This window comes from Frankia sp. CcI49 (assembly GCF_001983215.1).
GTDB lineage: Bacteria > Actinomycetota > Actinomycetes > Frankiales > Frankiaceae > Parafrankia > Parafrankia irregularis.
This window is the reverse complement of sequence record NZ_MOWP01000028.1, coordinates 219536-245283: the sequence shown is the minus strand read 5'-3', so window position 1 is coordinate 245283 and position 25748 is coordinate 219536. Positions and strand designations below refer to the sequence as shown.

The window sequence follows — 25748 nt, the reverse complement described above, 5'->3', positions numbered from 1 at the left end:
CTAGCTCGTCACGAGGATGGAGTCGCCGGGCCGGCGGCGAGAACGGCACGCCAGGTGTAGGAGATCACCGAATCCACCGTCCGCGCCTCCAGCCGGCGCCGCAGCGCCGCGTGATCGACGAGGATGCCGAAGACGTGCTGCATCGCCAGGCGCGCGTCCACCGCGGCGTCAGGCCCGGGCACGTCCGGCAGTGTGGGTGCCGCCGACGGCGTGGGCGCTGGCGGCAGGGTGGGTGCTGCCGGCAGGGTGGGCGCCCCGGGTGCCGCTCGCCTCGCGTCGGCGATCGCCGTCGCCAGCGGTGCCATCAGGGCGTCGAACCAGGCGCCGAGCTCCGCCGGGAACCGCTCGAGCAGCCTGGGATGAGCCAGCAGAAACGGCCGGTTCGCCACCACCAGGTCGTCCGTGCGCAGCAGGTCGAACATCGCCCGCACCCACTCGGCGATCCGCTGGACCGGGTCGCTCTCGGCGGCCAGCCGCTCCTCGATGTGCCGCCTGGTGATGTCGTGCGCGCGTTCGAGGAGCGTGAGCAGCAGGTCGTCCTTGGTCGGGAAATGGCGGTAGAACGCGGTCGTCGACAGACCCGAGGCCGCCAGGATGTCGCTGACGGACGGATTGGCGGTGTCGCGTTCGCGCATGACCCGGAAGGTCGCGTCGATGAGGCGCTCGACCTCGTCCTCGTAGCGGTGCCGCTGACGGGCGAGCGCCCGCTCGACCCCCCGTGGCGGGAGCTCCGGGGGCGAGACGTTCGGCGGCGGGACGTTATGCGGCGCTGTCACGGTGCGAAGGGGCCGCGGCCCATCTGATCCCGGACGGTGACCACGGCCGGGTTGGTGAGCGATCGCCGCTGCCAGTTGGCCCCGTCGACGACAAGCGTGTGGCCGGAGATGAAACGCGCGTAGGGCGAGGCCAGGAAGGTGGCGGCCCAGCCGAGCTCCCGCAGGCGCCCGACCCGCAACGCGGGCTGGGCCGCGTCCTTGTCGGAGCTGCGGGCGAGGTTGCCCTTGATGTCCGCCGTCTGATCCTCATGCGGGAACATGCCGGGCACCAGCCCGTTGACCTGTATCCCGTACGGCGACCATTCGACGGCGAGGGTCTCGACCATGTTCTTCACCCCGGCCTTCGCCGCGGCCGAATGCGCGAACCCCGGCCCCCCGGTCCAGGCGTAGGACGCGCCGATGTTGATGACTGATCCCGGCGTGCCGGCCGCCAGATGGCGCCGCGCGAACTCACGGGCGCAGAAGAACGTGCCGTTGAGGGTGATGTCGACGACGGTGCGCCAGGCGTTGGGCGACATCTCCTCGGCCGGGACGGGGAAGTTCGCGGCGGCGTTGTTCACCAGCACGCCCGGCAGGCCGAACTCCTCCTGTGCGGCGGTGAACAGCCCCGCGATCTGCTCCGGGTCCCGGATGTCGCAGTTGACGGCCAGCACGCGGGCTCCGAGCTCCTCCATCGCCGCCCGGCCGGCCTCGAGGTGCGCGTCCTTGCGGCTGCCGAGGACGATGTCGGCGCCGAGCCGGGCGAACTCGGTGGCGATGGCGCGCCCGAGCCCGGTGCCGCCGCCGGTGATCACCACCGCTACTCCGGCGAAGGTACCCGGCGGCAGCGCGGTCGCTCCGGGGGCCGGTGGTTCGGGCAGGCCGATGGTCATGGTCAAGGCTGTCAGCTCCCGGTGTAGCGCGGTGCCCGGTCCTCGGCGCGCGCCTGTCTCATCTCGGCCAGGTCGTCCGACCTGCTGACGAACGTCTGGTAGATCAACTCGTCCGCCATCGACGAGCGCAGCGCGGGTTCCGACAGGTGACGGATCACCCGCCGTGCCATGTTCACGGTCACGGTCGGCGCTGCGGCGATCTTCGCCGCCATCTCCATCACGGTGCTGTCGAGCTGGTCCGCCGGAACCACCCGGGACACGACGCCGTGCGCCAGGGCCTCGGCGGCGTCCATCGGCCGCCCGGTGAGCACCAGGTCGCTGACCACGCCGTGGCCGCACATCTGGAACAGCCGCGCCATTCCGCCGGTGTCGGGAATGACGCCGTGGCCGACCTCGGGCAGCATGAACCGGGCGCCTTCCGCTGCTACCCGGATGTCACAGATCAGCGCCCGCTGGAACGACGCGCCGATCGACCAGCCCTTCATGGCGACGATGACCGGCGCCTCGAGGTCGAGGATCTGCAGGATGCCGCGGTGGCCGCGTTTCATCAGGTCGTGATGGCTGATCTCGACGGCTCCGCCGCCGAGGGCACCGACGTCGCGGCCGGAGGAGAAGGACTTCCCCTCGGCCCGCCACACCACGGCGCGCACGTCCCGCCGGGCTTTCAGCTCGCCGAGGATCTCGAACAGGGCGAGATCCATCTCGTCGTCGAAGGCATTGTGCTTCGACGGGTTGTCGTTGGTGATCACTGCGACCGGACCGTCGATGTCGAGCCGCACCCGCGCGTCGGCCATGCACCGTCCTCAGCTTGATCAAAATGACGTTCTGGATGATCAGAACGGCACTTTAGCGCAGAGAACGCCGCTTTTCCACCTTCGTTCGGACCATCCGGAGCCATCCGGAGCGGCCCGGCGGACCAGGAGCGCCCGGCAGACCCGGTTGCGGGACGCTGGACGGCGACAGGCCGGCGCCGGCGAACCGAAGCCGCGCTGTCGGTTCGCCGGCGCCGGCCCACCGGCGCTCCGTCAGGGATGTCGGCTCAGGAGCCGGCTAGAGGATGCGCCGGTCCACGACCGGCACCTCGACGAGGTAGTGCGCGTCGACGAGATACTGAACGCGCAGGTTGATCCCCCCCGTCTCCACACATTTTTCCCCTCCCGAGAATTCTGGGATGAGAGCGCAGACCGTCTGGTACTGCAGGCCGTTCCCGGGCTGGTCGAACCATGGACGGATCGGGCCGGAATAGACGTCGAACGGCTTCAGCACCTGGTAGACGTGATAGTTGCACCCACCCGGGTTGGTGGTGTCATCGAGATTCGACGGCGGGAGCGATCGTGCGTCGTAGTCGGTTCCACGTGGGGAGAGAAAACTGCCGCTTGGCAGGCCGAAACGGTCGATCAACTGACCTGGAACCAAGGTCGTCGTAGTCCGGACCTGCGTTCCGTCGGGCCTGAGATAGTAACCATCCTGCGGCGGGTAGACCCAGAATCCATCAATTCCAGGGAAATAGGGCTTGGAGGGTAGCGACGGATCCCACCAGGTACCGAGGAACTGCTGGATCGAATGCCCTCCGGTACGTTCGTAGCCGTCGAGCTCCTTCGCCACCGACCCGAAGAACGGTAGTTTGGTCGGGCCGAGACGGAGATCGTTCCGCAGATCGGCCTTCGAACACTGGTTGAGGGGCTTGATCAGGGGCTTGGTGGCGGCATCCGCCGCGCCCTGCGCCGAAGCCGCGAACAACAGCCCGCCGGCGACCAACGACATGAGCGTTCTGCGAAAGAACACCTGCTTCTCCCGTGGCTTCTGGAATCAATATGCGGCCACGGAGAGTAGCCAGCCGATCTGGGCTTTCGCGGACACGGCCGGGTTGCGGTACTGCGCCGCGTGTCGCCTCTTACGGGCGCCGGATCGGGAACCGGTTCGGGTACCGGATCACCGGGCGGTCGAAGGCGCGGTCAGAACTTGTACGGGGTCCGGCTTCGGGCCTCCTTCAGCGCGGTCGCCCACCACCGCAGCTCGTCGAGCATCGTCCGGGCCGCCGTGCTGGCGCCTTCGGCGTCTCGCGGAGATCCATCCGAGTCGAAGCGCTCCCAGGCCCCGTGGAAGCTGACCACATCGCGAATGGTGACCGCGTGCAGCTCCGCGAAAATCTGACGCAGGTGCTCCACGGCGCGCAGGCCGCCGGACAGCCCGCCGTAGGAGACGAACCCCACCGGCTTCGCCTGCCATTCGGTGTAGTGCAGGTCGACGAGATTCTTCAGTGGGGCCGGGAAGCTGTGGTTGTACTCAGGGGTGATGACGACGTAGGCATCCGCGGCGTCGAGCTGCCGGGTCACCGCCGTCAGCTCGTCGGTTTCCGCTCCGCGCGGGGATCCCAGCCGCTCCGGCAGGCTGGTCTCACCCAGGTCTAGGACGGTTGTCGTCATCGATTCGTCGCCGGCGGCCTGACGCAGGAACCACTGCGCCACGACCGGGGCGAAACGCCCCACCCGGTTGCTTCCGATGATGACGGTCAGGTTTACCGGCTGTGCTGGCGCACTGGTCATGAGAACAATCCCCGCATCTCGCTGGCCCCGCATTCGTCGGGGTCTGGTCCAAAAACCTAGAACCTCAAGTCGAGTTGAGGTCAAGCTCCAACACCCGGAAACCGCAGAAAGTGCTGTCCAGTTCCGTCCAGCACGGGTGAGGCTGCCAGAGGGCGGGATTCTGATGTACCCTGTGCCGCTTCCGCGCCTTCACCGTGACGTCGAGCCGGTCGCCCTGCCACAGCGGGACAGCCAGTACCGATCCATGAGCAACGGCAGGAGCACGACAAGCACACACGAGCACCGGCATCGTGCGGCGACCCGAAGCCGCGGCTCTGCCGGGCAGGAGCTGAGGATCGTGGTCGTCAGGGAGCCGGTGAAAGGGTCCTGAGGAGCGGCGGATCCGGGCCACCAGCCTGGGCTTGGCGGAGTCGCGCCTGACGGAACGTGGATTCCGCCCGCACGGCCACCAATCGATGATCCCGCACGGGCCACAGAGCACCAGCGATTCACCTCAAGAGAGACAAATGGGGTGCATGCTCGCCTGACATCCCGCAAGAAGTGCGGATTTCGGTCGTTGGAACGACCAAAATCCTTCACTCTTGCGACTCACCAAACCGGACCACCGGCGCCACCGGGCTACTGGGGGTCCGGCAGTCCGGGAGTCCGGCGGTCCGGGAGTCCGGCCGCGTTCGTGGAGTGCGAACCTCCCCGCACCAACTAGCGATCTTGCGCTGTTGAGCCGTTACGCCGTTGCGCCCTCCGTCGCCTGCTCACCGTCGCCTGGACGTCGCCCCGCAACGGCTCTTGACCAGCTCTTGACCTCAACCTCACTTCAACCGGCAGGCTGTCCCGCACCGGCATGGCGCCTCCTTGTGCCCGCGATGCCGGCCCGACCGAACGGCCCGACCGAATCGGAAGGTGTTGGCGGGCGATGAGCTTTTTCCGTCGTCGGCTCGAACCTGCCGCACCCCTGACCATGCACCGTGAGATGGAGAAGGCCCAGTGAAGGCTGCCGCGTTCGTTACTCCCGGTCCACCCGAGGTGCTGCAGGTGATGGATCTGCCCTCGCCGGAGCCCGGCGCCGGCGAGGTCCGGGTCCGGGTGCGGGCGGCCGGGGTCCAGCCCGTCGACCTGTCGGTCCGCCAGGGGCGGATGCCGATGGGTGTCGAGGCGACGGCGGGCCCGATGGTGCCCGGCAACGAGTTCGCCGGAGTCGTCGACGAGGTCGGGTCCGACGTCACGGACATCGCCGCCGGGGACGAGGTGCTCGGATTCCGCGTCCTGAACTGCTACGCGGAGCAGGTGGTCGCCCCGGCCAGCCAGGTCGTCCGCAGGCCGGCGGAGCTGCCCTGGGAGATCGCGGGCGGGCTGTCCGGCGCCGGGCAGACCGCCCACACCGCGATCGAGGACCTGCGTGTCACCGCCGGTGACACGGTGCTCATCCACGCGGCCGCCGGCGCGGTCGGCACCGTGGCGGTGCAGCTCGCCAGGCTCGCCGGTGCGACGGTGATCGGGACGGCCAGCCCGGCCAACCACGACTACCTGCGCGCCCTGGGGGCGATCCCGGTCGCCTACGGCAACGGTCTGGTCGAACGGGTCCGGGCGGTCGCGCCCGGCGGCGTCGACGCGAGCCTGGACGCGGCCGGCGCCGACGGTCTGCGCGCCGCGGTGGCGCTCGTCGAGGACCGGGACCGGATCGGGACGATCGTGGCCTTCGACCTCGTCCAGGAGCTGGGCGTGCGGTGGCTGGGCAGCCGGCGGTCAGCGGCCCGGCTCACCGACCTGGTCGAGCTGTACGCCGACGGGCGGCTGCGGGTCGAGCTGCGCCGTGCCTATCCCCTGGAGCAGGCCGCGGACGCCCACCGCGAGGTCGGGACCGGGCACGGCCGGGGCAAGGTCGTGCTGACGCTGCCGTCCTGAGCCGTCCTGAGCCGTCCTGAAGCTGGCTGAGGAACGTTCTGTAGCTGGCTTAGGACGTCATGGGCTGGCCTGAGCCCTGCTGGTGGGCGGCGGACGAAAGCCTGCCGCCCCGGCGGACCTCGTTGTCCGGCCGGGGCGACAGGCTTCGTGCGGAGAACAGACTTTCAGAGAACGGCTGCTCAGACGGTGGCGGGAAGCTTCAGCGCCGTGGCGAGGTTGCCGCCCATGATCTTGGCCTTGTCCTCCCTGGACAGGCCCTCAAGGTCGTCCATGTAGGAGAGCGGGTCGGACAGGCCCTCGGCGTGCGGGTAGTCGGATCCGAACACGACCCGGTCGACGCCGACGAGGTCGATGAGGTACTTCGTGTTCTCCTCGAAGAACGGGTGGATCCAGATGTTGCGCTTGAGCACCTCGATCGGGTCCTCGTCGTAGAGCTTGGGGCTCTTGGCGTAGGACTCGCCGGCGGCCTCGATGAACGGCCGGACCCAGCCCGACCCGTTCTCGACCGGCAGGATCCGCAGCTGGGGGAAGCGGGTGAGCAGCCCGTGCCCGATCAGCGAGGTCACCGTGTCGAAGATGCCCCGGTGCTGCTTGTGCATGATGTCGGTGAAGGCGCTCGGCGTGGCGAACGGCAGGTGCTCGCCGTCCTGCCGGCCCTCCCACATGTTGTAGTACCGGGTCAGGCCGTCATCGGACGAGTGCAGGCCGACGGTGATGTCGGCCTCGACGACCTTCTTCCAGAACGGGTCGAACTCGGGCAGCGCGAACGAGCGGAAGCCCTCGAAGCCGGGCACCGGCGCCGGACGGATCAGGATGATCTTGGCGCCCCGCTCGACGATCCACTCAAGCTCCTTGATCGCCTCACTGACGATCGGCAGCGTGATCACGGGAGTCGCGAAGATGCGGTTCTCGTAGTTGAAGGTCCACTGCTCGTGCATCCACTGGTTCAGCGCGTGGACGACGATGTGGGTGGCCCGCGGGTCGTCCCGCAGCCGGTCCTCCAGCAGGCTCGCCAGCGTCGGCCACATGATGGCGCGGTCCAGGCCGAGCTCGTTCATCAGCTTGAGCCGGGGCTCCGGCGCGAAGAAGGCCTCGGGCGAGCGAATCGGCTTGCCCATGAGCTCCCGGGTCGACTTTCCCTCCGGGTTGCCGTTCTTGAAGTAGTCCTCCCAGGCACCCGGCCGCGCCACGACATTGAACGTCGGGTTGGGGATGTACTCGGAGATCACACCCCGAACCGCGATCTTGTCCCGCCCGTTCACCTGCACGTACTTGATCAGGCCTTCATGTTCCTTCGGCAGGTACTTCGTGAAGGCGTCCACTGTCTCGTACATGTGGTTGTCCGCGTCGAAGACAGGGAAGTCGACGTCCGACCTGGGCATGACTACCTCCGTACGCCGGCTGACCGGCACCGGCTCGACGCCGTGAGGCAGTCACAGGACTCCCCCGGCGAGGCCTCCGTGGGATGGATGCGCCCACCCCAGAACATCATTTCTCGATGTTGTCTCACGCTAACACTTATTGACTTCGACGTCAAAATCGCTTGACCTGCGCGGACGGCGCCGCGGAGACGACGCCGGGGCCGAGCGGCAGCGCACGGATCGCGGACACCCGGCCGGCCGCGAACACCTCCCTGGCCGGTCGCAAGTGGCGTGGCGGCCGGCCGCAAGTCCGCAAGCGCCGTCTCGGCTGGCCGCAAGCGCCTCTCAGGCAGCCGCAGGAAAGGCCCAAGCGCCGGACCACACGCTGATTCCCGTCCAGCCCGGCACCCACCCCGCCAGACGGAGGCGTCATGTCCACGCTCACGCCCGACTACTCGTCCCACGACCTGCCCCACGTTCACGACGTGACCGAGGGCCTGGCCCTGGGACTGCCCCTGGCCGACCTCGCGGCCGTGGTCCGCGGGGAGGTCGCCCTGCCCGGCAGCAACGCCTACACCCAGGCCGCCACACCGTGGAACGTCGCGGTCGTGTCCACGCCGGCGGCGGTCGTCATCGCCTCCGACGCGGCCGATGTGGTCGCCGCCGTGGACTTCGCCAACACGCACGACCTGAACATCGAGGTGCGATCCACCGGGCACGGCGCACTCGAGCTGCTCGACCGCAGCCGCCCCACGCTGCTCGTGCACACCGGCCGCCTGCTGGAGATCGTCATCAACCCGGTCACCCGGCGGATCCGGGTCGGCGCCGGTGTGCGCTGGCAGCAGGTCCTCGACGCGGCCGCCGGGCACGGGTTCGGCGCGCTGGCCGGCTCCTCACCGAACGTCGGCGTCGTCGGCTACCTCACCGGCGGCGGGCTCTCCCCGGTCGGCCGCAGCTTCGGCTTCGCCAATGATCTGGTGACCGCCTTCGACGTCGTCGCCGGTGACGGTGAGCTGCGCCGGGCCACCGCGACGGAGAACTCCGCCCTGTTCTGGGCGCTGCGCGGCGGCAAGGGCGCGCTCGGCGTGGTCACCGCCGTCGAGTTCGAGCTGCTGGACGTCCCGCGGATCTACGGCGGCTGCCTCTACTTCGACGGTGCCGACGCGGAGCGGGTCGTCGAGGCGTGGCGGGCCTGGACGGCGTCGCTGCCGGAGCAGGCGTCCACGTCACTCGCGCTCCTGCGCCTTCCGGCGATGCCGGCGGTGCCCCCGCCGCTGGCCGGCCGATGCACCGTCGCGGTCCGCTTCGCCTGGGTCGGCGACCCGGCCGAGGGCGCCCGGGTCGCCGAGGCCATCAGTGGGGTCGCACCCGTGATCTTCGGTGGGCTTGACGTGCTCCCGTTCAACGCCCTGGGAATGATCCATTCTGACCCGGTCGACCCGATGCCGACCCACGAGCGTGGTGTGCTGTTGCGGGAGCTGCCGGAGCAGGCGGTGCAGACCCTGCTGGCGGTGGCCGGCCCGCAGGCCGAGTGCCCCCAGGTGATCGTGGAGCTGCGGCTGCTCGGCGGCGCGTTCGCGCGCCCGCCGCGGGAGCCGAGTGCCGTCTGCCACCGGGATGCCGCCTACTCGCTGCTGACCATCGGCATCGCCGCGCCGCCGATCATCGAGGCCACCGCGGGACACGCCGCCGCGGTCATCGCCGCTGTCGCCCCGTGGTCTCACGGTGGCTCGACGCCGAACTTCGGTGCCAGCTCGGACCCCGCGATCGTCGCCCGTCAGTACGACCCGGCGACACTGGCCCGGCTCGCCACCCTCACCGCGAGCTACGACCCGCATGCGCGCATGGTCGCCTCCCACGCGGTCCGCGCCGCCGCGGGGCTGGTCCAGTCCTGAGCCCGACAGGCCGGCGGGCAGCCCTCAACCGACGGGACGGCGCACGGTCCTCAAGCCGACCGACCGGCGGGCAGTCCCGAAGCCGACCGGACGACCGGCCGTCCTGAAGCCGACTGGTCGTTCCACCGTGCGTGACCTGGGCCGACGGCATCATGAGAGCTGTGCCGTCCTACCGCCTGTTCGGGCCGATCGAGGTCATCCGCGAGGGTGGCCCGGTCTCGTTCGGCGGGCCCAAGCAGCGGGCGGTCCTCGCCGCGCTGTTGCTGAACGCCGGCCGGGTGGTCTCCGTGGACCGCTTGGCCGACGCGGCCTGGGGCGACGATCACCCGCCGAGCATGCTCGCGAGCCTGCAGGCCCACGTCTCGAACCTGCGGCGGCTGTTGCGGGACGACGAGCACGCCACCTCACCCATCGTGCGCCGCACGCCCGGCTACCTGATGGACGTCCCCGTGGACGAGGTGGACCTGTGGCTGTTCGAGCGGGCCTGCGGCCAGGCGCAGGCCGCCGTCGACGCCGGCGACTGGCAACGCGCGCTGGAGGCCGCCGACCGTGCCACCGCACTGCGCCGGGGTCCGCTTCTCGCCGAGTTCACCGACGAGCCGTGGGTCCGGCGCTCGGCGGACACGGTCGCGGAGCGCTGGTCGCAGTGCGAGCAGAACGCGGTGGTGGCGCTGCTCGGCCTCGGCCGGGTGGCCGCGGCCGCGCCACGATCGCGCCAGCTACTGCTCGACACCCCCGGTTCGGAGGGTGCCTGCCGGCTACACATGATCGCTCTCTACCGGGCCGGGCGGCCGGCGGAGGCGCTGGAGGCGTTCGGCGAGCACGCTCGCCGGCTGGACGAGGATCTCGGCCTGGATGTCAGCCCGGCCCTGCGCGACCTGCAGGGCGCCATTCTGCGCCAGGACCCCGCCCTCGATTTCTGGCCCAACCAGGCACCGACCGCACCGGCCGCACTCGTGACCACGATCGCGCCCGCGCCCACCGCGCCCACCGCGCCCGCGGCCACCGCGCCCGCGACCACGACGGCGCGGACCGTGATCACGCCGACCGCGCCAACACCAACCGCAGCGGCAACCGCAACGGCCACAACCACCACCACGGCTTCCGGCGCGCGGGCGGACCTGGTCGGCCGGGAGCATGAGATCTCCGCCCTGGACTCCGCCCTCGGCGAGGCGGCGGCCGGGGACGGTCGCTGGATCGTCCTCACCGGGCCAGCCGGCATCGGCAAGAGCCGGCTGGCGCAGGAGGCCGCCGTGATCTGGCGGCGCGCCGGCGGACGGCCCGTGCGGACCGGATGCCCCGACGACGAGGCGCTTCCTCCGTGGTGGCCGGTCCGCCAGCTGCTGCGCGAGCTCGGCGCGGAGCCGGACGACGTGCTGACCCCGCCGAGCGGTGTCGACGCGGACGCCGCCCGCTTCGTCGTCTACGACCGAGTCATCGAAGCCCTGACCGCCGCGGCTCGGACCAGCCCACTGCTGCTTGTCGTCGAGGACGTCCACTGGGCGGACCCGGCGTCCCTGCGGCTGTTGGCCCATCTCGCCGACGCCGGCCCGCGCCCGGGGATCAGCGTGGTCGTCACGGCGCGGGACGTCGCCGGCCGGCCCGCACTCGACCGGCTGCTCGCCGCGGCGGCCCGCCGGCACGGCTCGCGCCGGCTCGCCGTCCCGCCGCTGACCAGGGCCGAGGTGGTGGAGCTCGCGTGCCGGGTCAGCGGCCAGGAGATCGGCGCCGCCGAGGCCACCGAGCTTGCCGAGCGGACCGGCGGGAACCCGTTCTTCGTCTGCGAGTACGCCCGCCTGCCCGCGCGGGAGCGGGCCGAGGGCACCATTCCGCTCGCGGTGCGGTCGGTGCTCGGGCAGCGCCTCGCCGGCCTCGACCCGGCGGTGCTGCAGGTGCTGCGCGCCGCCGCGCTCATCGGCGACACGCTGGACATCGGCCTGCTGCGCGAGGTGACTCGGCTGGACCCCGACGCGCTCGCCGACATGCTGGACGAGGCCTCGGACGAGCATGTGATCGTGCCGGCCGCCGGAACCGGCCGGTACATGTTCGCGCATGCGCTGCTGCGCGACGAGGTCGTCGCCGGGCTCTCCAGCCTGCGCCGCCAGCGGCTGCACCTGCGGATCGCCGAGGCGCTCGACCCGGCCGAGGGCGGTGAGACGCTCAGCCGCCGGGCCGCGCATCTCGTGGCCGCCTGGCCACTGGCCCAGGCCCAGGACGTCCTCGCCGCCTGCCGGGCCGCCGCGCTCGACGCGGAACGGCGCTGGCAGTCGGAGGCGGCCGCGCGCTGGTGGGGCCAGGCGCTCGCCATCGTCGACCAGAGCCCGCGCGATCTCGACGTCGACCGGGACGAACTGCTGGTCGCCCAGGTGCATGCGCTCGCGCGGCACGGTCGCGGCCAGACGCTGCTCGACCTGATCGACGCCGGACTGCTCGACGCGGTGCGCCGCGGGCGGCTCGACTCCGCCGGCCGCCTGGCCAGCGCGCTGCTGCGGACCACCGGGTGCTGGCCCTGGCCCGCCTACGGCGACGACCCGGCGCCGCTGCTGGCCCGCCTGGCCGGCCTGGAGACGCTGGTCACCGCTGATCCGGCGGCGCACATCCGCGTTCTGGCGGCCCTCGCGGTCGGTAGCACCTACGACCCGGACAGCTCGGTTCCCGACCGGCTCAGCCGCCGGGCGATCGAGCTCGCCGAGCGCCTCGGCGACGACGAGTGCCTCGCGGACGCCCTGCTCGGCCGTGCACTCGCCTTCTCCGGCATCGCCGAACGGGCCACCGAGTCCGTCGAGCTGCTCACCCGGCTGGCGGAGGTACCCCACTCATCCGCCCAGATCGACCAGGTCATCGCGCACGGGCTGGGCTACCTCGCGAAGATCACGCTGGGTGACCCGTCGGCCGCCGAGCAGGCGCGGCTCGGCGCGGTCGGCAGCGACCTGCTCCGGCTCCCGGCCAGCCGGGTGCAGTTCCGGTGGGCGCAGGGCTCCCTCGCGCTCTGGCATGACGACGATCTGGCCGCCGCGGAGCGGACCTACGACCAGGCGTTCGCGTTGCACCGGGAGACGGAGCTGTATCAGAGCGGCGCCTACGACTTCGCCCGGCTGGCGCTGCGCTGGGAGCAGGGCCGCCTGCACGAGCCGGATGACCGCGCCTCCGGCGCTCCGCTTCCGCCGTGGGCCGTCGCGGTCATCGCGGCCGCGCGGGACGACCCGGCTGCCGACGAGCTGCTCGCCGCGGCGGTCACCGAGACCGGGCCGGTGACCTGGACGACCCATGGACGCCTGACACTGCTGGCCCACGCCGTCGCCGACCGCGGGCTGCGCGAGCACGCCGAGACGCTGACCAGGCGGTTGGCACCGATCGCCGGCAACATCGCCAACCTGGGCCAGTGCGGGATGGCCGGCCCGGTCGCACTGGGTCTGGCCCGCCTCGCCGAGCTCACCGGCGACATCCCGGCCGCCCGTGCACACCTGCGGACCGCGCTGGAGGTTGCCACTCGATCGCGAGGGGTGGGTGCGGTGTTACGCACTCGGCTTGAAGCCGCCCAGCTCGCCCGCCGGTGCGGCGAACCCGTCGACGAGGCCGGCCTTCGGGACCTCGCCGAACAGGCCGCGCGGCGCGGCATGACCGGCGTCGCAAGCGACGCGGACGAGCTGGGCCTGTCGCTTCAGGCGACCATCAGACGACCACGTCACTGATCTGCAGGACCGGGACGATCGTCGTGTAGTTCTTGACGTCGCCGGTGATCTGGGCCGTCGCCTCCGAGGCCAGCGCCGTGTCGAGCGCCTCACGGGAGGAGAACGTGATGTGGACGGCGGCGACATGCGGGCCGGAGGCTCCCCGGTCGACGCGGACATCCGCCGGCTTCCACAGCTTCTCGCACAGCGGGATGTGGACGTCGCGGTAGTAGTCGTGGTCGAACGTCTCGTCGGCACCGGCCGGGTAGAAGACGCTCAGGCGGGCTTGTGGCATGGGGCCACCTCCTGGAGTTGTCGGGAATGCGAAGTGTGCGTCGGCGGGCGGTCAGTTCAGTTTCTGGACGAGTTCGACGAGGTAGCCGGCCGGATCGGTGAAGAACGCGATGATCGTCGGCCAGCGGTCCAGCCGGGTCGGCTCCATGACTGCCTCACCTCCAGCCGCCAGTGCGGTTCGGTAGAGCCCATCGCAGTCGTCGGTGTTGAGATAGCGCTTCCAGAACCCGTTGCCGTGCTCGATCGGGACGCCGTCCTTCTGCTGGGCCAGCTGGATCAGCCCGCCGCGCCCCGGGGCCTCGATGATCGCCTCCGACGCCTCGGGGACGTCCGTCCGGCTGGTGCAGGTCAGTCCGAGCCTCTCATGGAAGGCGACCGCGGCGTCCAGATCGGGGACGTTGATGCAGTACTGGCCCAGCCAGGGCTCATCGGCCGGCGAGCCCTCGGGCCAGGGATGACGCTCGACGAACTCGACCAGACGGCCGTCCGGGTCGCGGACGAAGGCGATCGTCACCGGCCAACGCTCCGTCCGCTCCGGCTCGGCCACCACTTCGGCTCCCGCCGCCACCGCCCGCTTGAACGTCCCAGCGATGTCCGGAGTGTTGACGTACAGCTTCCACAGCGCCGTGCCGAGCGCGACCGGCCCCTGCTGTGCCTTCTGCTGGGCGATCTGGAAAAGCCCGCCGGTGGCCGGGTTCTGCATGATCGCCTCGAAGGCGTCGGGAATCTCGGTGCGACTGGTGTTACGCAGCCCGATCGCACTCCACCAGGCGACGGACCGTTCCAGGTCCTCGACGTTCAGGCAGTACTGACCAATCCAGGTGCTCACGATTCCACCTTTCGAGTTCTTGAGAAAAGGGACAGCAAAACCACTGCGGGCGGCGGGGCTGGGCACCGTCAACGGCGCCGGGGGTCGCCCTCGGGCCAGGAATAGAACTGCTGGCACCAGCGACGCTGCTCGGTGACGGCCCGCTCGGAGGGGCGGAGCACCGGCGGATCCTTGAAGATCTTGTTCTCCCAGATCGGCAGGTCCTGACTCACGCCGGCGGTGAAGCTGTCCGCCGCCGCTTCGGCGGCGTCCTCGCCGAGCGATCGCGGTGAGGTGAAGATCCATCGGACGTGCACGTTTTCCTCATCGATCGGGGTGGTCGAGGAGATGAAGGTCGTATAGCCCTTCACGCGCAGCACTCCGAGGCCGAGTCCGAAGCCCTCGCGCATGAAGTTGCCGTCCATCCCGACCGAGCGCTTGTAGTGCCCGTCGACGTGGAACTCCTCCTCAGGAATCGCCTGCATGCCGTGCACGTACAGGAAATGCGGGGTGTCGACGTTGTTCTCGGCCATCTCCTGGCAGCAGGTGGCGACAGTGATGTCCTTGACGACGACCGGCAGCCAGTCCGGGTCGTGCACCTCGGGTACCTCGGGCACCTCGTAGAAGGGCTCCTTGCCCTCCAGGTGGTGCCAGGCCCAGATCATCCGGTTACGTTCGACCACCGGATACGAGCGCGCGGTGGCCGTCCTCGGGATGTAGGGGTTGTCGTCGTAGGGCACCTCGACGCACGCGCCGCTCGCACCGTCGAACCGCCAGCCGTGGAACGGGCACTGCAGGCTGCCGTCGACGACCTTGCCGCCGACACCGAGGTGCGCGCCCAGATGCGGGCAGTAGGCGTCGAACAGATACGGCGTGCCGTCCGTGCCGCGAAAAAGCACCAGGTCCTTGCCGAAGTAGAACAGTGTCTTCGTCCGGCCCGGCTCGATCTCGTCGGCCCGGGCCACGATGAACCAGCCGTTGGGTATGGGGAACGGGAAACGCGGCCCACGTTCCCGGCGGACCACGGTGCGCCGGGACTGGTCGTAGAGAGTGTCCGGCCGCAGCGGCATCGGCAGGCCGATCAGATTCTCCGCCGCCGTCGTCAGTTCCGCGGAGAGTGCGTAGGCACCGCTCAGGCCGGATCGGTTGACCCCGCCCGCGCTGGAGAGCGTCATGTACTGCCTCCCGAAGAGGTCACGCAAKGAGACTGGAATGGGGTTTGGATAATGTATTCGATACCGGATCAAAGGCGGTTCGTGATCCCCGTGCTCAGGACCGGGACTGCCGTCACCCACGCTCGCCGGGTCGGTGTGGGTGTGGGTGACCGGCGGATTCTGATCAGGTGCCGGGTAGCGGGTCGCCCATCCGGGCGAAACAGTCGGCGATGTTTCCGCCGAGGAAGGACCGGCGGGTCGCCTCGTCCAGTTCGCCCAGGGCCGGGCCGTACAGGCCGATCGGGTCGGCGTTGCCCTCGCCGTGCGGGTAGTCCGATGAGAAGACGAGCATGCCGGGTAGCTGCGGCATCCAGCGGCCGAGCACGTCCCGGTCGCCGACGCCGATGAGGGGTGAGGCGCGGATGTGGTGGCGCAGCATCTCGACGGGCGAGCGGTCGAACGGCCACGGGCCGGCGGAGCCGAGGCCCTCACACCGGGCGAGCAGGAACGGAAGCCAGCCGACCTGCAACTCCTCCGTCAGGATGGTGAGGTTCGGGTGGCGGCCGAGCGCCCCGCCGTACAGCATCGCGGTGATGAACAGCTCCGCGGCCTGGTGGTTCATGCAGTTGGCGTAGCGGAAGAACCCGCCGACGCCGACACCGCTTTCCGCCCAGCCCGCGTTCCCCCATCCGGAGAAGGCGGTCGGGGAGTTGCCGATATGAAGAACGGCGATCATTCCGAGGTCGGTCGCTGCCGACCAGACGCGGTCCCACTCCGGATGGGCCGGCGACATTCCGTTCACCGGCTCCGCGCGTACCCAGAACGCTCTGCTACCCCGAGCGCGCATCCGGGTCAGCTCGGCGACGGCGCCGTCGAGGTCGTTCCAGTTCAGCATTGTCACCGGCATGAGCCGATCGGTGTGGCCGGAGAGCCGGTCAGCGAGAAAGTCGTTGAGCAGGCGCACCAGCTGGGACCGGTCGCCGTCCAGGTATCTGGGGAGGCTGGCGTAGACGCCCGGGTTGACAAGCGCCGCGTCGATCCCGACCTGGTCCATCCAGGTGAGCCGTTCCGCGGCACTCGCGGACGGGAACCTCGGGTCGACCGACGCGGCCGGATCAACCGCGGCGGACGTGTACGAACGGTTCGCTGGCGGGCTGTACAGCAGAAGCGCCTCGTCACTCGGCCGCGAATCGGCCGGAGTCGCCTCGCGCAGATCGTGGGTGAGCGCCTCGGCTACATACCGCCGCGCGGTCGGGAACTGGTCCGCGTAGGCACGTAAGGGATGGTCTTCAGCAGTGAACGCGACTTCGAAATGAGTATCGACATCCAGCACATAGGCGTCACGGTCGACAGCCCTTCCGGTGGCCGTCACGTCGTCGACCACAGTCATTCCAGGCCTCCCTTCTTCTGCTCCGTTGATGACGGAGTGGCCGAAAATCCCCCGAACGGAACACAACATCGCTTCGGATTTTAAATCAATTCTCCGCCAGGGACGGACAATCCTGTCGGAGGACGGCGAAGGCCGCCCGTACGTCTTCTGCGGGGGAACGGTTGGCTCCCGCGGCCAGCCATCTGTCGGTGCCCAGCCGGAGGGCGCACAGCACGCTCCCGACCACGATGYGCGAACGGAAGAGGCCGTCGTCCGGCGCGGTGAAACGCGGCGCGATCTCCCGCGCGATGGTGGTCTCCCAGTCCACATATCTGGCGCTGGCATGTGCCAGCACCGCTGGGAACTCCGCACGCAACTGGCCATCGAGGACCAGGATGTCGCGCTGCGCCTCCCAGCCCTCCTGGGTCGCCAGGAAGGCGTTGCACAGCGCGGCGAAGGGCCCCTCCTCCGCTGGGCGCGCCCTGATCGCGGCCAGCGCGTTCTGGAGGTGCCCGTGGTGCGCTCCGGTGACGAAGCAGGCTTCCTTCGAGTCGAAATAGCGGAAGAAGGTCGACCGGCCGATCTCCGCCCGCGCGCAGATGTCCTCGACCCGGACGGCCGCGAGGCCGCGCTCCCTGACGAGGTCGACCGCCACTCGGGCGACGTGCTCGACGGAGCGTTCCTTTTTCAGGGCGCGCAGCGATTTTCTCGGCACGAACGTCGTTCCCGGGGCCGCCGCCTCGGTCGCCACGCCCTGCCCGCTCGTCATGAGCCCCTGATCGCTGCCGCTCAGCGTGGCACCTCCACCCGCACGTCTCATGTGGGACTCTGTCTCACATGAGAATTTGTGTCAACTGGGTTGAGGTGCCAACTGACCGCCCGAGGGCAGCGCCGGGCGCGGGGAAAGCCGGGCATGCCAGCTACCTCGGCGACCGCCGACGAGACGGCGCGGGCGAGTTCGGTTGACTCGGCGAGGAAGTCAGCCCGGACGCCCCGCTGGCCCGGGCAGGGGAGCACGGCCGGCCGGCTGATCCGCAGGCCACCACGAAATGCCGGCTCAAGCTGGGCGATGTAAGCCGACCAGCGGCTGGCGGTGGTCAGGCTGAGCTGGTTTGGGTACAGCAGGCCAGGGCGAGAATGGCCGTACCGGTGAAGACGGGCAGCGGGACGGATGCGTGATCGGGCCGTGTGTGATCGGGCCGAACGCGAGCGGGCCGCGCACGGCCCGGGACACGAGCGCACGAAGCGACCCGGGGACACGAACAGCCGAACACACGCTCAGCGGCTACGGCAGGCTGGACCAGGCTCCCGCTGCCCGCCTGGTCACTTCTTGAAGTTGGCGACGAATTCCGAGTCGGCGTCGATCTTTCCGACCACGGCCGCGCCGCCCGGGTCGTCACCGATCGGCTCGTCGCGCCCGGGCAGGATCTCGGAGAAGAAGAGCTCCTCGCTCCGGATGAACTCCTGCTCCTCCTCGGACACCATCTCGTCGAGCATCGCCGCTCCGACCGGACACCGCAGCGCGCACGCCCCGCACTCGGTGCATTCGTCGGGGTTGATGTACATCTTGCGCCCGCCGGTGTAGATGCAGTCGGCGGGGCATCCGCCGTCGAGGCAGGCGCCATCCTTGACGTCGATGCACGCGGAGGTGATCACAAATGGCATGACAGAATCGTCTCCAATCAGCCGAACAATGCGTCGGCAGGCCGGGCCACGGCGGATCCGCGACCCACTGCCAACGCACCTCGGCCGCCCCGACCGAAATGGGATCGACTCCGGCGAACCCGCATAGATTATTGGCGGGCGCTTGTCACACCGACGCTTCCCACGGTTAACGGCGGGTAACGAAGAAAAACAGTCGTGCCACGCAGATGATTTCTTTGTTCGGCGCCCACGGGAAAGAATTTCGGATTTCGGCTCGGTTAAAGTTATCCTCGCCTGAATCGGCTAGGCCGGGTGCGGCGACCGGGAAGATCAGCCCGTCGCCACGGTACCCGAACGGCCCTGGGAAGGCGGCGCGAATCCGCCGTCGGGTGCCATATCGGGTGCCGCCCCGGTGCCGACAGGCCCGGCGGAACCGGCCCACGCGGCCCTGGCACCGGCCCCCACCTGGCCCTCGCGCTTGCCCACGCGCCTGCGGCACCGACCTCGTCGGAGCCGAGCGGCGCCAGGCGCCCGCCCCGCGCGGCTACCAGCGCTCGCGGCGGATCACGACGTCCAGTGGACGGCGGACCGCCCAACCGTGTCGTTCGAGGTCCGGCGTGGTCTCCAGGTGGCTCACCGGACCGAGACACAGCCAGGCCACCGGGCGCACCCGCTCGGGTATGCCGAGCAGGTCGCGCACGAACTGCTCCCGGTAGAACGAGACCCAGCCGACCCCGAGGCCCTCCGCGGTCGCGGCCAGCCACAGATTCTCGATCGCCAGGCACACCGAGTACAGGCCGGCGTCCGCGATCGTGTTGCGGCCGAGCACTGCCGGCGCCCCGCGGTCCTGGTCATACGCCACGACCACGGAGAGCGTCGACTCCAGCACTCCGTCGATCTTGATCGGCGCGAACCGCTCCGCACGCTCGCCGGTGAGCGTCGCGGCGAAACACGCCCGCTCGTCGCTGACATGCGCGTGCATGGCAGCCCGGGTCTCCCGGTCCTCGACCAGGATGAAATCCCAGGGCTGAGTGAGCCCCACACTGGGCGCGCTGTGCGCGGCGCCGAGGATGCGGTGCAGCGCGCCCGGCGGCATCGGCTCACCGGTGAACTGCCCGCGGACGTCCCGCCGCCGCCAAATGACCTGGTAGAGGCCGGCGGCAGCGGACGGGACGGCAGGCGGACCTGGGGCTCCCAGGTCCGACGACGCATCCGACAGCAGATCGGATGGCGAATCCGAAGGCGAATCGGACCACATCGAAGACGACGAGATCACGGCAGTTCAGCTCCACTCCGGCGAATCGGGTCAGGGATTCGCGAGGGGGCTCAGTTCGCGACGAGCTCCACGATCGCCGCGTTGGCGGTACCGCCCCCTTCGCACATGGTCTGCAGGCCGTAGCGGATGCCGTTGTCCCGCATGTGGTGGGCGAGCCGGGTCATCAGGATCGCGCCCGAGCCGCCGAGCGGGTGCCCGACCGCGATTGCCCCGCCCAGCGGGTTGACCAGCTTCGGGTCGGCGCCGGTCTCGGCGAGCCAGGCGAGCGGAACCGAGGCGAAGGCCTCGTTGACCTCGAACGCGCCGATGTCGCCGATCGACAGGCCCGCGCGGGCGAGCACCTTCTCCGTCGCCGGGATCGGGCCGGTGAGCACCAGCAGCGGGTCGGAGCCGGCGACCGCGGCGCTGTGGTAGCGCACGATCGGCTTAAGACCCAGCTCACGTGCCCGCTCGGGGGTCGTGACCAGCAGCGCCGCCGCACCGTCGGAGATCTGCGAGGAGTTGCCCGCGTGGATCAGGCCGTCCTCACGCGCGACCGGCTTGAGCTTGGCGAGCTTCTCCGGGGTGGTGCCGCGGCGCAGCCCCTCGTCGACGGTGAACGGCCCGGACTCGGTGGGAACCGCGAACGTCTGCTGCTCGAAGGCGCCGGCGTCGATCGCCGCGGCGGCCCGCTCGTGGCTCAGCGACGAGTACTCGTCCAGCTGCCAGCGGGTGAAGCCCCACTGTTCGGCGATCCGCTCAGCGCCGATGATCTGGTTGAAGTCCGAACCGTCGTACCGCGCCTTCGCCGCCGGCCCGTACGGCTCACCCATCTGGCGGGACGCACCGAGCGGCACCCGGCTCATCGACTCGACACCGCCGGCCACGACCAGATCCTGCTGGCCGGCCATGACGGCGAACACGGCCTGGTCGAGCGCCTGCTGGCTGGAGCCACAGGCCCGGTTCACCGTCACCGCGGGGACGGACTCGGGCCACCCGGCCGCAAGCACCGCGTACCGGCCGACGTTGCTGGACTGGTCACCCAGCTGGGTGACACACCCCCACTGGACGTCGTCGACGAGAACGGGGTCGATCCCGGTCCGGCTGATCAGCTCGTTGAGCACCATCGCCGCAAGATCCACCGGGTGCACGCCGGCCAGGGAACCGTTGCGCTTGCCAATCGGCGTACGCACCGCCTCGACGATCACTGCTTCCCGCACGGCCGTCCCTCATTTCTCGTCCCGGTGCGTCGGCGCGCCCGTGGCGATCGGCGCCGAGCCCGCGCCATGTCGAACGATCGGTTGGTCGACTGATCGACCTGATCGTTCCATCGTTCGATCGATGTGTCGGCTTGCCGGCCGATCGGCTTGTCGACATTCTGCCCGTTCCACCTGTTCCGCCGGCATGCCAACGGTGCCACAGTTCGACGTCCGATGTCCCGGTTGCACGGCCCGTCCCGGCGCCCACGGTGACAAGAGGCACATCACGGCGCACCGCGGCGCTCGGGCTCCGGCCCGGTCTCGCTCGGGGTGCCGGCCCGCGGTCAGGTGTCGAGGCCGCCACGCCGGATGAGCTGGCCGACGATGACGTTGCGCTGGATCTCGTTCGTTCCCTCGCCGACGATCATCAAAGGCGCGTCCCGGAAGTACCGCTCGACGTCGAACTCGGTCGAATAGCCGTAGCCGCCGTGGATGCGCACCGCGTTCAGTGCCACCTCCATCGCGGTCTCGGACGCGAAGAGCTTGGCCATGCCGGCCTCCATGTCACAGCGTTCGCCGCTGTCATGGCGGCGGGCCGCGTACAGGAGCAGCTGACGGGCCGCGGTGATCTTCGTGCCCATGTCGGCGAGGTAGTTGCCGATCGACTGGTGCCGCCAGATCGGCTGGCCGAAGCTCTCCCGTGCCTGCGCGTATCGCAGCGCGTCGTCGAAGGCGGCCCGCGCGACGCCGGTGGCCCGCGCTGCGACCTGGATTCGCCCGATCTCCAGCCCGGTCATCATCTGGGTGAACCCGCGCCCTTCGACACCGCCCAACAGGGCGGTGGCCGGCACCCGTGCGTCGTCGAAGACCAGCTCGCAGCTCTCGACGCCCTTGTAGCCCAGTTTGGGGAGGTCTCGCGACACCGAGTAGCCCTCCACCCGCTCGACCAGCAGGATGCTCATCCCGCGGTGCGTCGGGGTCGCGGCGGGATCCGTCCGGCACAGCAGTGCCACGAGGCCGGACCGGCGCGCGTTGGTGATCCAGGTCTTCGAGCCGTTGATCAGATAGCCGTCGCCGTCGGCCCGCGCGACGGTCCGCATCGCCTGCAGGTCGGAGCCACCGCCGGGCTCGGTGAGTGCCATGGTCGCCCGCAGCGCCCCGGTCGCCATCGACGGCAGGTAGCGCTCCTTCTGCTCGTCGGTGCCGAACGTCGAGATCAGCTTGGCGACGACGCTGTGCCCGCCCATCGCCCCTGCCAGGCTCATCCAGCCGCGGGCGAGCTCCTCGGTGACCATCGCGTAGCAGGGTGTGGAGACCTTGCCGAAGCCGTACGGCTCGGGAACCGCCAGGCCGAACACCCCGAGCTCCTTCATCTGCTCGATGAGCCGCTCGGGGTAGGTGTTGGCGTGCTCCAGCTCCCGCACCACCGGCCGCACCTCGCGGTCGACGAAGTCACGAACGGTGGCGACGATCGCCTGCTCTTCGGACGACAGCTCCATCCGGCAAGTCTTTCGCACCATCGCGCCGCGCCGCGCCGCCACGCGACCGATGCGACAGATGTGCCGGTCCCGGGCCGACCGGACGTCGACACTGAGGCGGTGGCGCAGGAGCGGGTCGGGCAGGAGCCTGTGGAGCAGGAGCCTGTGGAACAGGACCCTGTGGAGCAGGTCGACGAGCATGTCCGGGTCGCCCCGGCACCGGGCCTGCGTCCCTATGTGGCCTGGTACAGCGGCTACCGCCAGCGCGGGCTTCCCCCCGCGGTGCACCGCGGCCTGCCGTCGCCGGCCCTGACCCTGATCTTCACGCTGGACGAGCCGCTGGTGCTGCTCGATCCGCCCGGTGCCGGCGCGCGGCGGCGCAGCTTCGACTCCCTGATCGCCGGGCTGCACACGGCGCCCGCGCTGATCACCCACCAGGGAGCCCAGTCCGGCGTCCAGCTCGCGCTGCGCCCCCTCGGCGCGCGGGCGCTGCTCGGGCTGCCCGCCGGCGAGCTGGCCGCGCTCGACCTGCCAGCTGATGCCGTTCTCGGTGGCGCCGGCCGCCGGATGTCGGATCGCCTGCGGGAGGCCCGCGGATGGCCCGGGCGGTTCGCCGTTCTCGACCAGGAGCTCACCGGCCTCGTGCGGGCCGACCGACCACGTGCCGGACGGTTCGGAGAGGTCGGACGGGTCGGGCAGATCGAGCGGGAGGTGCCTGCCGAGCTGCGCCACGCCTGGAACCTGCTCCGGCGGGGTCACGGCAATGTCCCGATCGCGGTGATCGCCGCCGAGGTCGGCTGGAGCACCCGGCATCTGAGCGACCGCTTCCGCGTCGAGCTCGGCCTCACCCCGAAGGCCGCCGCTCGGGTGATCAGGTTCGACCGGGCCAGGAGGCTGCTCGTCAGCCGGGACCGTCGCTGGCGGCTCGCGGATCTGGCCGCCGAATGCGGCTATTTCGACCAGGCGCATCTCGCTCGTGACTTCCGTGCCCTCACCGGGTGCTCGCCGAGCGGATGGCTCGCCACGGAGTTCCGAAACGTCCAAGCCGACGGCTACGGGTTCGACGAATCCTTGGACGGGCCCGGTCGGTCCAGTCCTGGGACCGGAACCGGAACCGGCTGACCACCACCACCGCACGGAAGGACATCCCACGCACATGAGCGACACCCGCGACACCGCGCCGTCTCCCCAGGTCTGGCCCTGCCTGCGTGCCCGTGACGCCCGGGCGCTGATCGACTTTCTCGCCGCGGCCTTCGGTTTCGAGGAGGTCGTCTGCTACGGCCCCGACGGTGCCGACGGCCGCGTCGACCACGCCGAGCTCGCCTGGCCGGAGGGTGGCGGGATCATGCTCGGCTCGATCCGCGACGACGCCGACACGTTCGCCCTGCCGCCGGGAGCGTTCGGCGCCTATGTGGTCACCTCGGACCCGGACGCCCTGTGTGAGCGGGCTCGGGCCGCGGGTGCGCAGATCACCGCCGAGCCGCACGACACCGACTACGGGTCGCGCGACTTCGCCGCCCGCGATCCCGAAGGCAACCTGTGGTCCTTCGGGACCTACCGCGGCGCCGCCCGCAAGGCCTGACGTCCCGCGCAGAGCCTGACCGTCCCGCAGAGCCTGACCGTCCCGCGCCCTATTTCCAGAAGTCGCAGTGGTGCTCGGCCTCGTAGCCGGGGCGGGCCTCGATCGTGCCTGGTTCCAGCACCAGCCGGTCCGGGGTCGTCGCGGTTCGCGGCACCGGCCAGGCGGGCCAGGTCGGCAGCGTCCGGAGGGCGCCTTCCCCCTGGCCTCCGGACGAACCGGCCCGGGAGGCCACGTTCGGATCACCGGTGGCGGCGAAGCGCGTCCAGTAGGTGAGCATCGCCGCGGACAGCTCGCGCTCAGCCGCCGTCGTCATCGTCGACGTCGACGATGACGCACGGTCTGGGAACAGATAGGTCATCTCGCCGGAATGAGTGGCGCCGGTGCCGTTGTCACTCAGGAACGGGGCGAGGCCGGGGACGTCGAACTCGTACAGGAACGCCCGGGAGCCCGACCCGACCAGCAGATCCGCCGTGCGGGCGGTCGGGCAGGCGAACGACCGGTCGGTCATCACCTGGGCCAGGCGCTCCCGGGCCGAGACGGCGCCGGCCGGGTAGGCCGCGAGCACGGCGTCCGCCCGGTCCGGCAGCTGCTGGCGGATGATCTCGGCGTACCGCTCGGCGGTGAGCTTCTGGCCCGGGTCGTAGCTGACCGTGAAGGCACGCCCCTCGTCCCGCACCGTCCCGAGCAGGACCGGTACCCGGGCCGCCGAGCCGGCCGCGAGTGCCTGCTCGGGCGGGCGGGGGAGCGTGCGGCTTCCGGTAACGGGTGCCCATCTCGGGCCGGTCAGGACGTCGACCTGCCCACCGGCGGCCATCAGCCGGTCGACGGGGACGGCCCGCAGGCAGCTCAGGACGGTGGCGGCATCGGTGCAGCCCACCTGCGCGGCGAACTCCGCGCCGGTCCGCTCCGCGGTGGCCATGGTCGGCAGCGGCCACAGGCAGGGTCCGCTCTGCAGCAGAGCGTGTTGGAACAGACCGCGTGCGGACGGTGCGGCCAGCAGCGTACAGGCGTTCACCGAACCCGCCGACTCTCCGAAGATCGTCACATTGCCCGGGTCACCGCCGAAGGCGGCGGCGTTGTCCCGGACCCAGCGCAACGCGGCGATGAGATCCGCCACGGCGTAGGAGCCCGCGTCACCGCCGGACTCGGTGTTCAACGCCGGCAAGGCGAGCTGCCCGAGCGCGCCGAGACGGTAGTTCACGCTGACGATCACCGCCGGGCCGGCCGCCGCGAGCGCCGAGGTGTCCAGTTGGTTCGCGGTGCCGGTCGTGAAGCCACCGCCATGGATCCACACGAGTACCGGGCGGCCCGCACCGGCCTCGGGGGCCCCGCTCGAGCCCGAGGTCCGCTGCGCTGTCTGCGGTGCCCGCGCAACGGCGCCGGGCGTGGTGGTCACGTTCACGAACAGGCAGTCCTCCGCGGCACCGCCGACGGCCAGCTCGCCGGACTGCGGGCAGGGTCGGCCGCGCACCGACCCGTCCCGGGTGCCCTGCCAGGGCTGCGGCGCGGCGGGCGCGCGCCACCGCAGGTCGCCCACCGGCGCGGCCGCGTAGGGCAGGCCGAAGAAGGAGACGACGTCGCCGCCGTGGACTCCGCGCACCCGGCCGCCCGTGGTCGTCACGACGACCGGCGCGGAGCTCGAACCCGCACCGCCGCGTTTCGTTCCCGGCACGGTGTGCTCCTGGGAACCGTCACCGCAGGCTGGGCAGAGCAGCGCGAGGAACGCGACCAGCACCAGGAGCAGTAGCGAGCGCGGCCGCTGCGACCGCTGCGGCACGGGCAGCAGGGGCAGCCAGCCGGTGCGGACCGGCCGCGACCGCCGGTGCACCTGGTCCGGCGCGCACGACGCGTTCGATCCCCCCGTCATGACGGACAGCCTCACCGGCACAGACGTCGAACGCAAGATCACTAACGTGCGACACGGTATATGCGGCTTTGTCCG

At 70.5% G+C, this 25748-nt stretch carries 21 protein-coding genes; 5 read left to right on the top strand and 16 right to left on the bottom strand.

What is annotated here, in order from left to right; all coding sequences use genetic code 11:
• Positions 1 to 8 precede the first annotated feature (8 nt).
• From CcI49_RS44230 to CcI49_RS25870, 5 genes are all read right to left on the bottom strand, one after another.
• Positions 9 to 776, bottom strand: coding sequence for a TetR/AcrR family transcriptional regulator (locus CcI49_RS44230; protein ID WP_054568724.1), 768 nt, complete (start codon positions 774 to 776; stop codon positions 9 to 11).
• Positions 773 to 1648, bottom strand: coding sequence for an SDR family oxidoreductase (locus CcI49_RS25885; protein ID WP_116437499.1), 876 nt, complete (start codon positions 1646 to 1648; stop codon positions 773 to 775). The genes CcI49_RS44230 and CcI49_RS25885 overlap by 4 nt, the downstream gene beginning before the upstream one ends.
• Before the next feature lie 11 nt (positions 1649 to 1659).
• Positions 1660 to 2442 (bottom strand): enoyl-CoA hydratase/isomerase family protein, encoded by a 783-nt coding sequence (locus tag CcI49_RS25880; protein WP_054568725.1) that lies wholly within the window; start codon positions 2440 to 2442, stop codon positions 1660 to 1662.
• Between the two features lie 256 nt (positions 2443 to 2698).
• A complete protein-coding gene (locus tag CcI49_RS25875) occupies positions 2699 to 3433 on the bottom strand; it encodes a TNT domain-containing protein (RefSeq protein WP_076830089.1) in 735 nt (244 codons plus the stop codon).
• 170 nt (positions 3434 to 3603) lie between these two features.
• The gene (locus CcI49_RS25870; RefSeq protein ID WP_054568727.1) at positions 3604 to 4194 is read right to left on the bottom strand and encodes an NAD(P)H-dependent oxidoreductase; all 591 of its coding nucleotides are present in this window, start codon (positions 4192 to 4194) and stop codon (positions 3604 to 3606) included.
• A 984-nt stretch (positions 4195 to 5178) separates the two neighbouring features.
• Between CcI49_RS25870 and CcI49_RS25865 the strand changes: the two genes are divergently transcribed.
• A complete protein-coding gene (locus CcI49_RS25865) occupies positions 5179 to 6096 on the top strand; it encodes an NADP-dependent oxidoreductase (protein ID WP_076830086.1) in 918 nt (305 codons plus the stop codon).
• A 179-nt stretch (positions 6097 to 6275) separates the two neighbouring features.
• Here CcI49_RS25865 and CcI49_RS25860 read toward each other — a convergent pair whose 3' ends face one another.
• Positions 6276 to 7478 carry an amidohydrolase family protein gene (locus CcI49_RS25860; RefSeq protein ID WP_076830083.1) on the bottom strand — a complete coding sequence of 401 codons (1203 nt, stop codon included), beginning with the start codon at positions 7476 to 7478 and terminating at the stop codon, positions 6276 to 6278.
• 410 nt (positions 7479 to 7888) lie between these two features.
• Here CcI49_RS25860 and CcI49_RS25855 point away from each other — a divergent pair, with 410 nt between their 5' ends.
• Both CcI49_RS25855 and CcI49_RS25850 read left to right on the top strand, forming a co-directional pair.
• The gene (locus tag CcI49_RS25855; protein ID WP_076830080.1) at positions 7889 to 9352 is read left to right on the top strand and encodes an FAD-binding protein; all 1464 of its coding nucleotides are present in this window, start codon (positions 7889 to 7891) and stop codon (positions 9350 to 9352) included.
• Positions 9353 to 9504: 152 nt separating this feature from the next.
• Positions 9505 to 13044 carry a BTAD domain-containing putative transcriptional regulator gene (locus CcI49_RS25850; protein ID WP_083749717.1) on the top strand — a complete coding sequence of 1180 codons (3540 nt, stop codon included), beginning with the start codon at positions 9505 to 9507 and terminating at the stop codon, positions 13042 to 13044.
• On the opposite strand, the gene CcI49_RS25845 is transcribed toward CcI49_RS25850, so the two are convergent.
• From CcI49_RS25845 to CcI49_RS25805, 9 genes are all read right to left on the bottom strand, one after another.
• Positions 13025 to 13318, bottom strand: a complete 294-nt coding sequence (locus tag CcI49_RS25845; RefSeq protein ID WP_054568732.1) for an EthD family reductase — start codon at positions 13316 to 13318, stop codon at positions 13025 to 13027. The two genes, CcI49_RS25850 and CcI49_RS25845, sit on opposite strands and share 20 nt — an antisense overlap.
• A 51-nt stretch (positions 13319 to 13369) precedes the next feature.
• Positions 13370 to 14146: a VOC family protein gene (locus CcI49_RS41645; protein WP_076830077.1), complete on the bottom strand. Its 777-nt coding sequence runs from the start codon at positions 14144 to 14146 to the stop codon at positions 13370 to 13372.
• Between the two features lie 68 nt (positions 14147 to 14214).
• Positions 14215 to 15300, bottom strand: coding sequence for a Rieske 2Fe-2S domain-containing protein (locus CcI49_RS25835; RefSeq protein WP_083749705.1), 1086 nt, complete (start codon positions 15298 to 15300; stop codon positions 14215 to 14217).
• Positions 15301 to 15463: 163 nt separating this feature from the next.
• Entirely contained in the window at positions 15464 to 16669 is a 1206-nt protein-coding gene (locus CcI49_RS25830; protein WP_076830074.1) for an amidohydrolase family protein, read from the bottom strand.
• 85 nt (positions 16670 to 16754) lie between these two features.
• On the bottom strand, positions 16755 to 17468 hold the full coding sequence (locus tag CcI49_RS25825) for a TetR family transcriptional regulator (protein WP_241840240.1): 714 nt from the start codon (positions 17466 to 17468) through the stop codon (positions 16755 to 16757).
• A 503-nt stretch (positions 17469 to 17971) separates the two neighbouring features.
• Positions 17972 to 18313, bottom strand: a complete 342-nt coding sequence (locus CcI49_RS25820; protein WP_054568737.1) for a 4Fe-4S binding protein — start codon at positions 18311 to 18313, stop codon at positions 17972 to 17974.
• Between the two features lie 523 nt (positions 18314 to 18836).
• On the bottom strand, positions 18837 to 19568 hold the full coding sequence (gene bluB, locus CcI49_RS25815) for a 5,6-dimethylbenzimidazole synthase (protein ID WP_235498170.1): 732 nt from the start codon (positions 19566 to 19568) through the stop codon (positions 18837 to 18839).
• Between the two features lie 50 nt (positions 19569 to 19618).
• A complete protein-coding gene (locus CcI49_RS25810) occupies positions 19619 to 20767 on the bottom strand; it encodes a thiolase family protein (protein ID WP_054568738.1) in 1149 nt (382 codons plus the stop codon).
• Between the two features lie 323 nt (positions 20768 to 21090).
• Positions 21091 to 22245 (bottom strand): acyl-CoA dehydrogenase family protein, encoded by a 1155-nt coding sequence (locus CcI49_RS25805; protein WP_054569131.1) that lies wholly within the window; start codon positions 22243 to 22245, stop codon positions 21091 to 21093.
• A gap of 144 nt (positions 22246 to 22389) precedes the next feature.
• Here CcI49_RS25805 and CcI49_RS25800 point away from each other — a divergent pair, with 144 nt between their 5' ends.
• A complete protein-coding gene (locus CcI49_RS25800; protein WP_235498171.1) occupies positions 22390 to 23346 on the top strand; it encodes a helix-turn-helix domain-containing protein in 957 nt (318 codons plus the stop codon).
• A gap of 34 nt (positions 23347 to 23380) precedes the next feature.
• On the top strand, positions 23381 to 23806 hold the full coding sequence (locus tag CcI49_RS25795; protein WP_054568740.1) for a VOC family protein: 426 nt from the start codon (positions 23381 to 23383) through the stop codon (positions 23804 to 23806).
• A gap of 49 nt (positions 23807 to 23855) precedes the next feature.
• Here CcI49_RS25795 and CcI49_RS25790 read toward each other — a convergent pair whose 3' ends face one another.
• Positions 23856 to 25673: a carboxylesterase family protein gene (locus tag CcI49_RS25790; protein ID WP_054569132.1), complete on the bottom strand. Its 1818-nt coding sequence runs from the start codon at positions 25671 to 25673 to the stop codon at positions 23856 to 23858.
• Between the last annotated feature and the right edge of the window lie 75 nt (positions 25674 to 25748).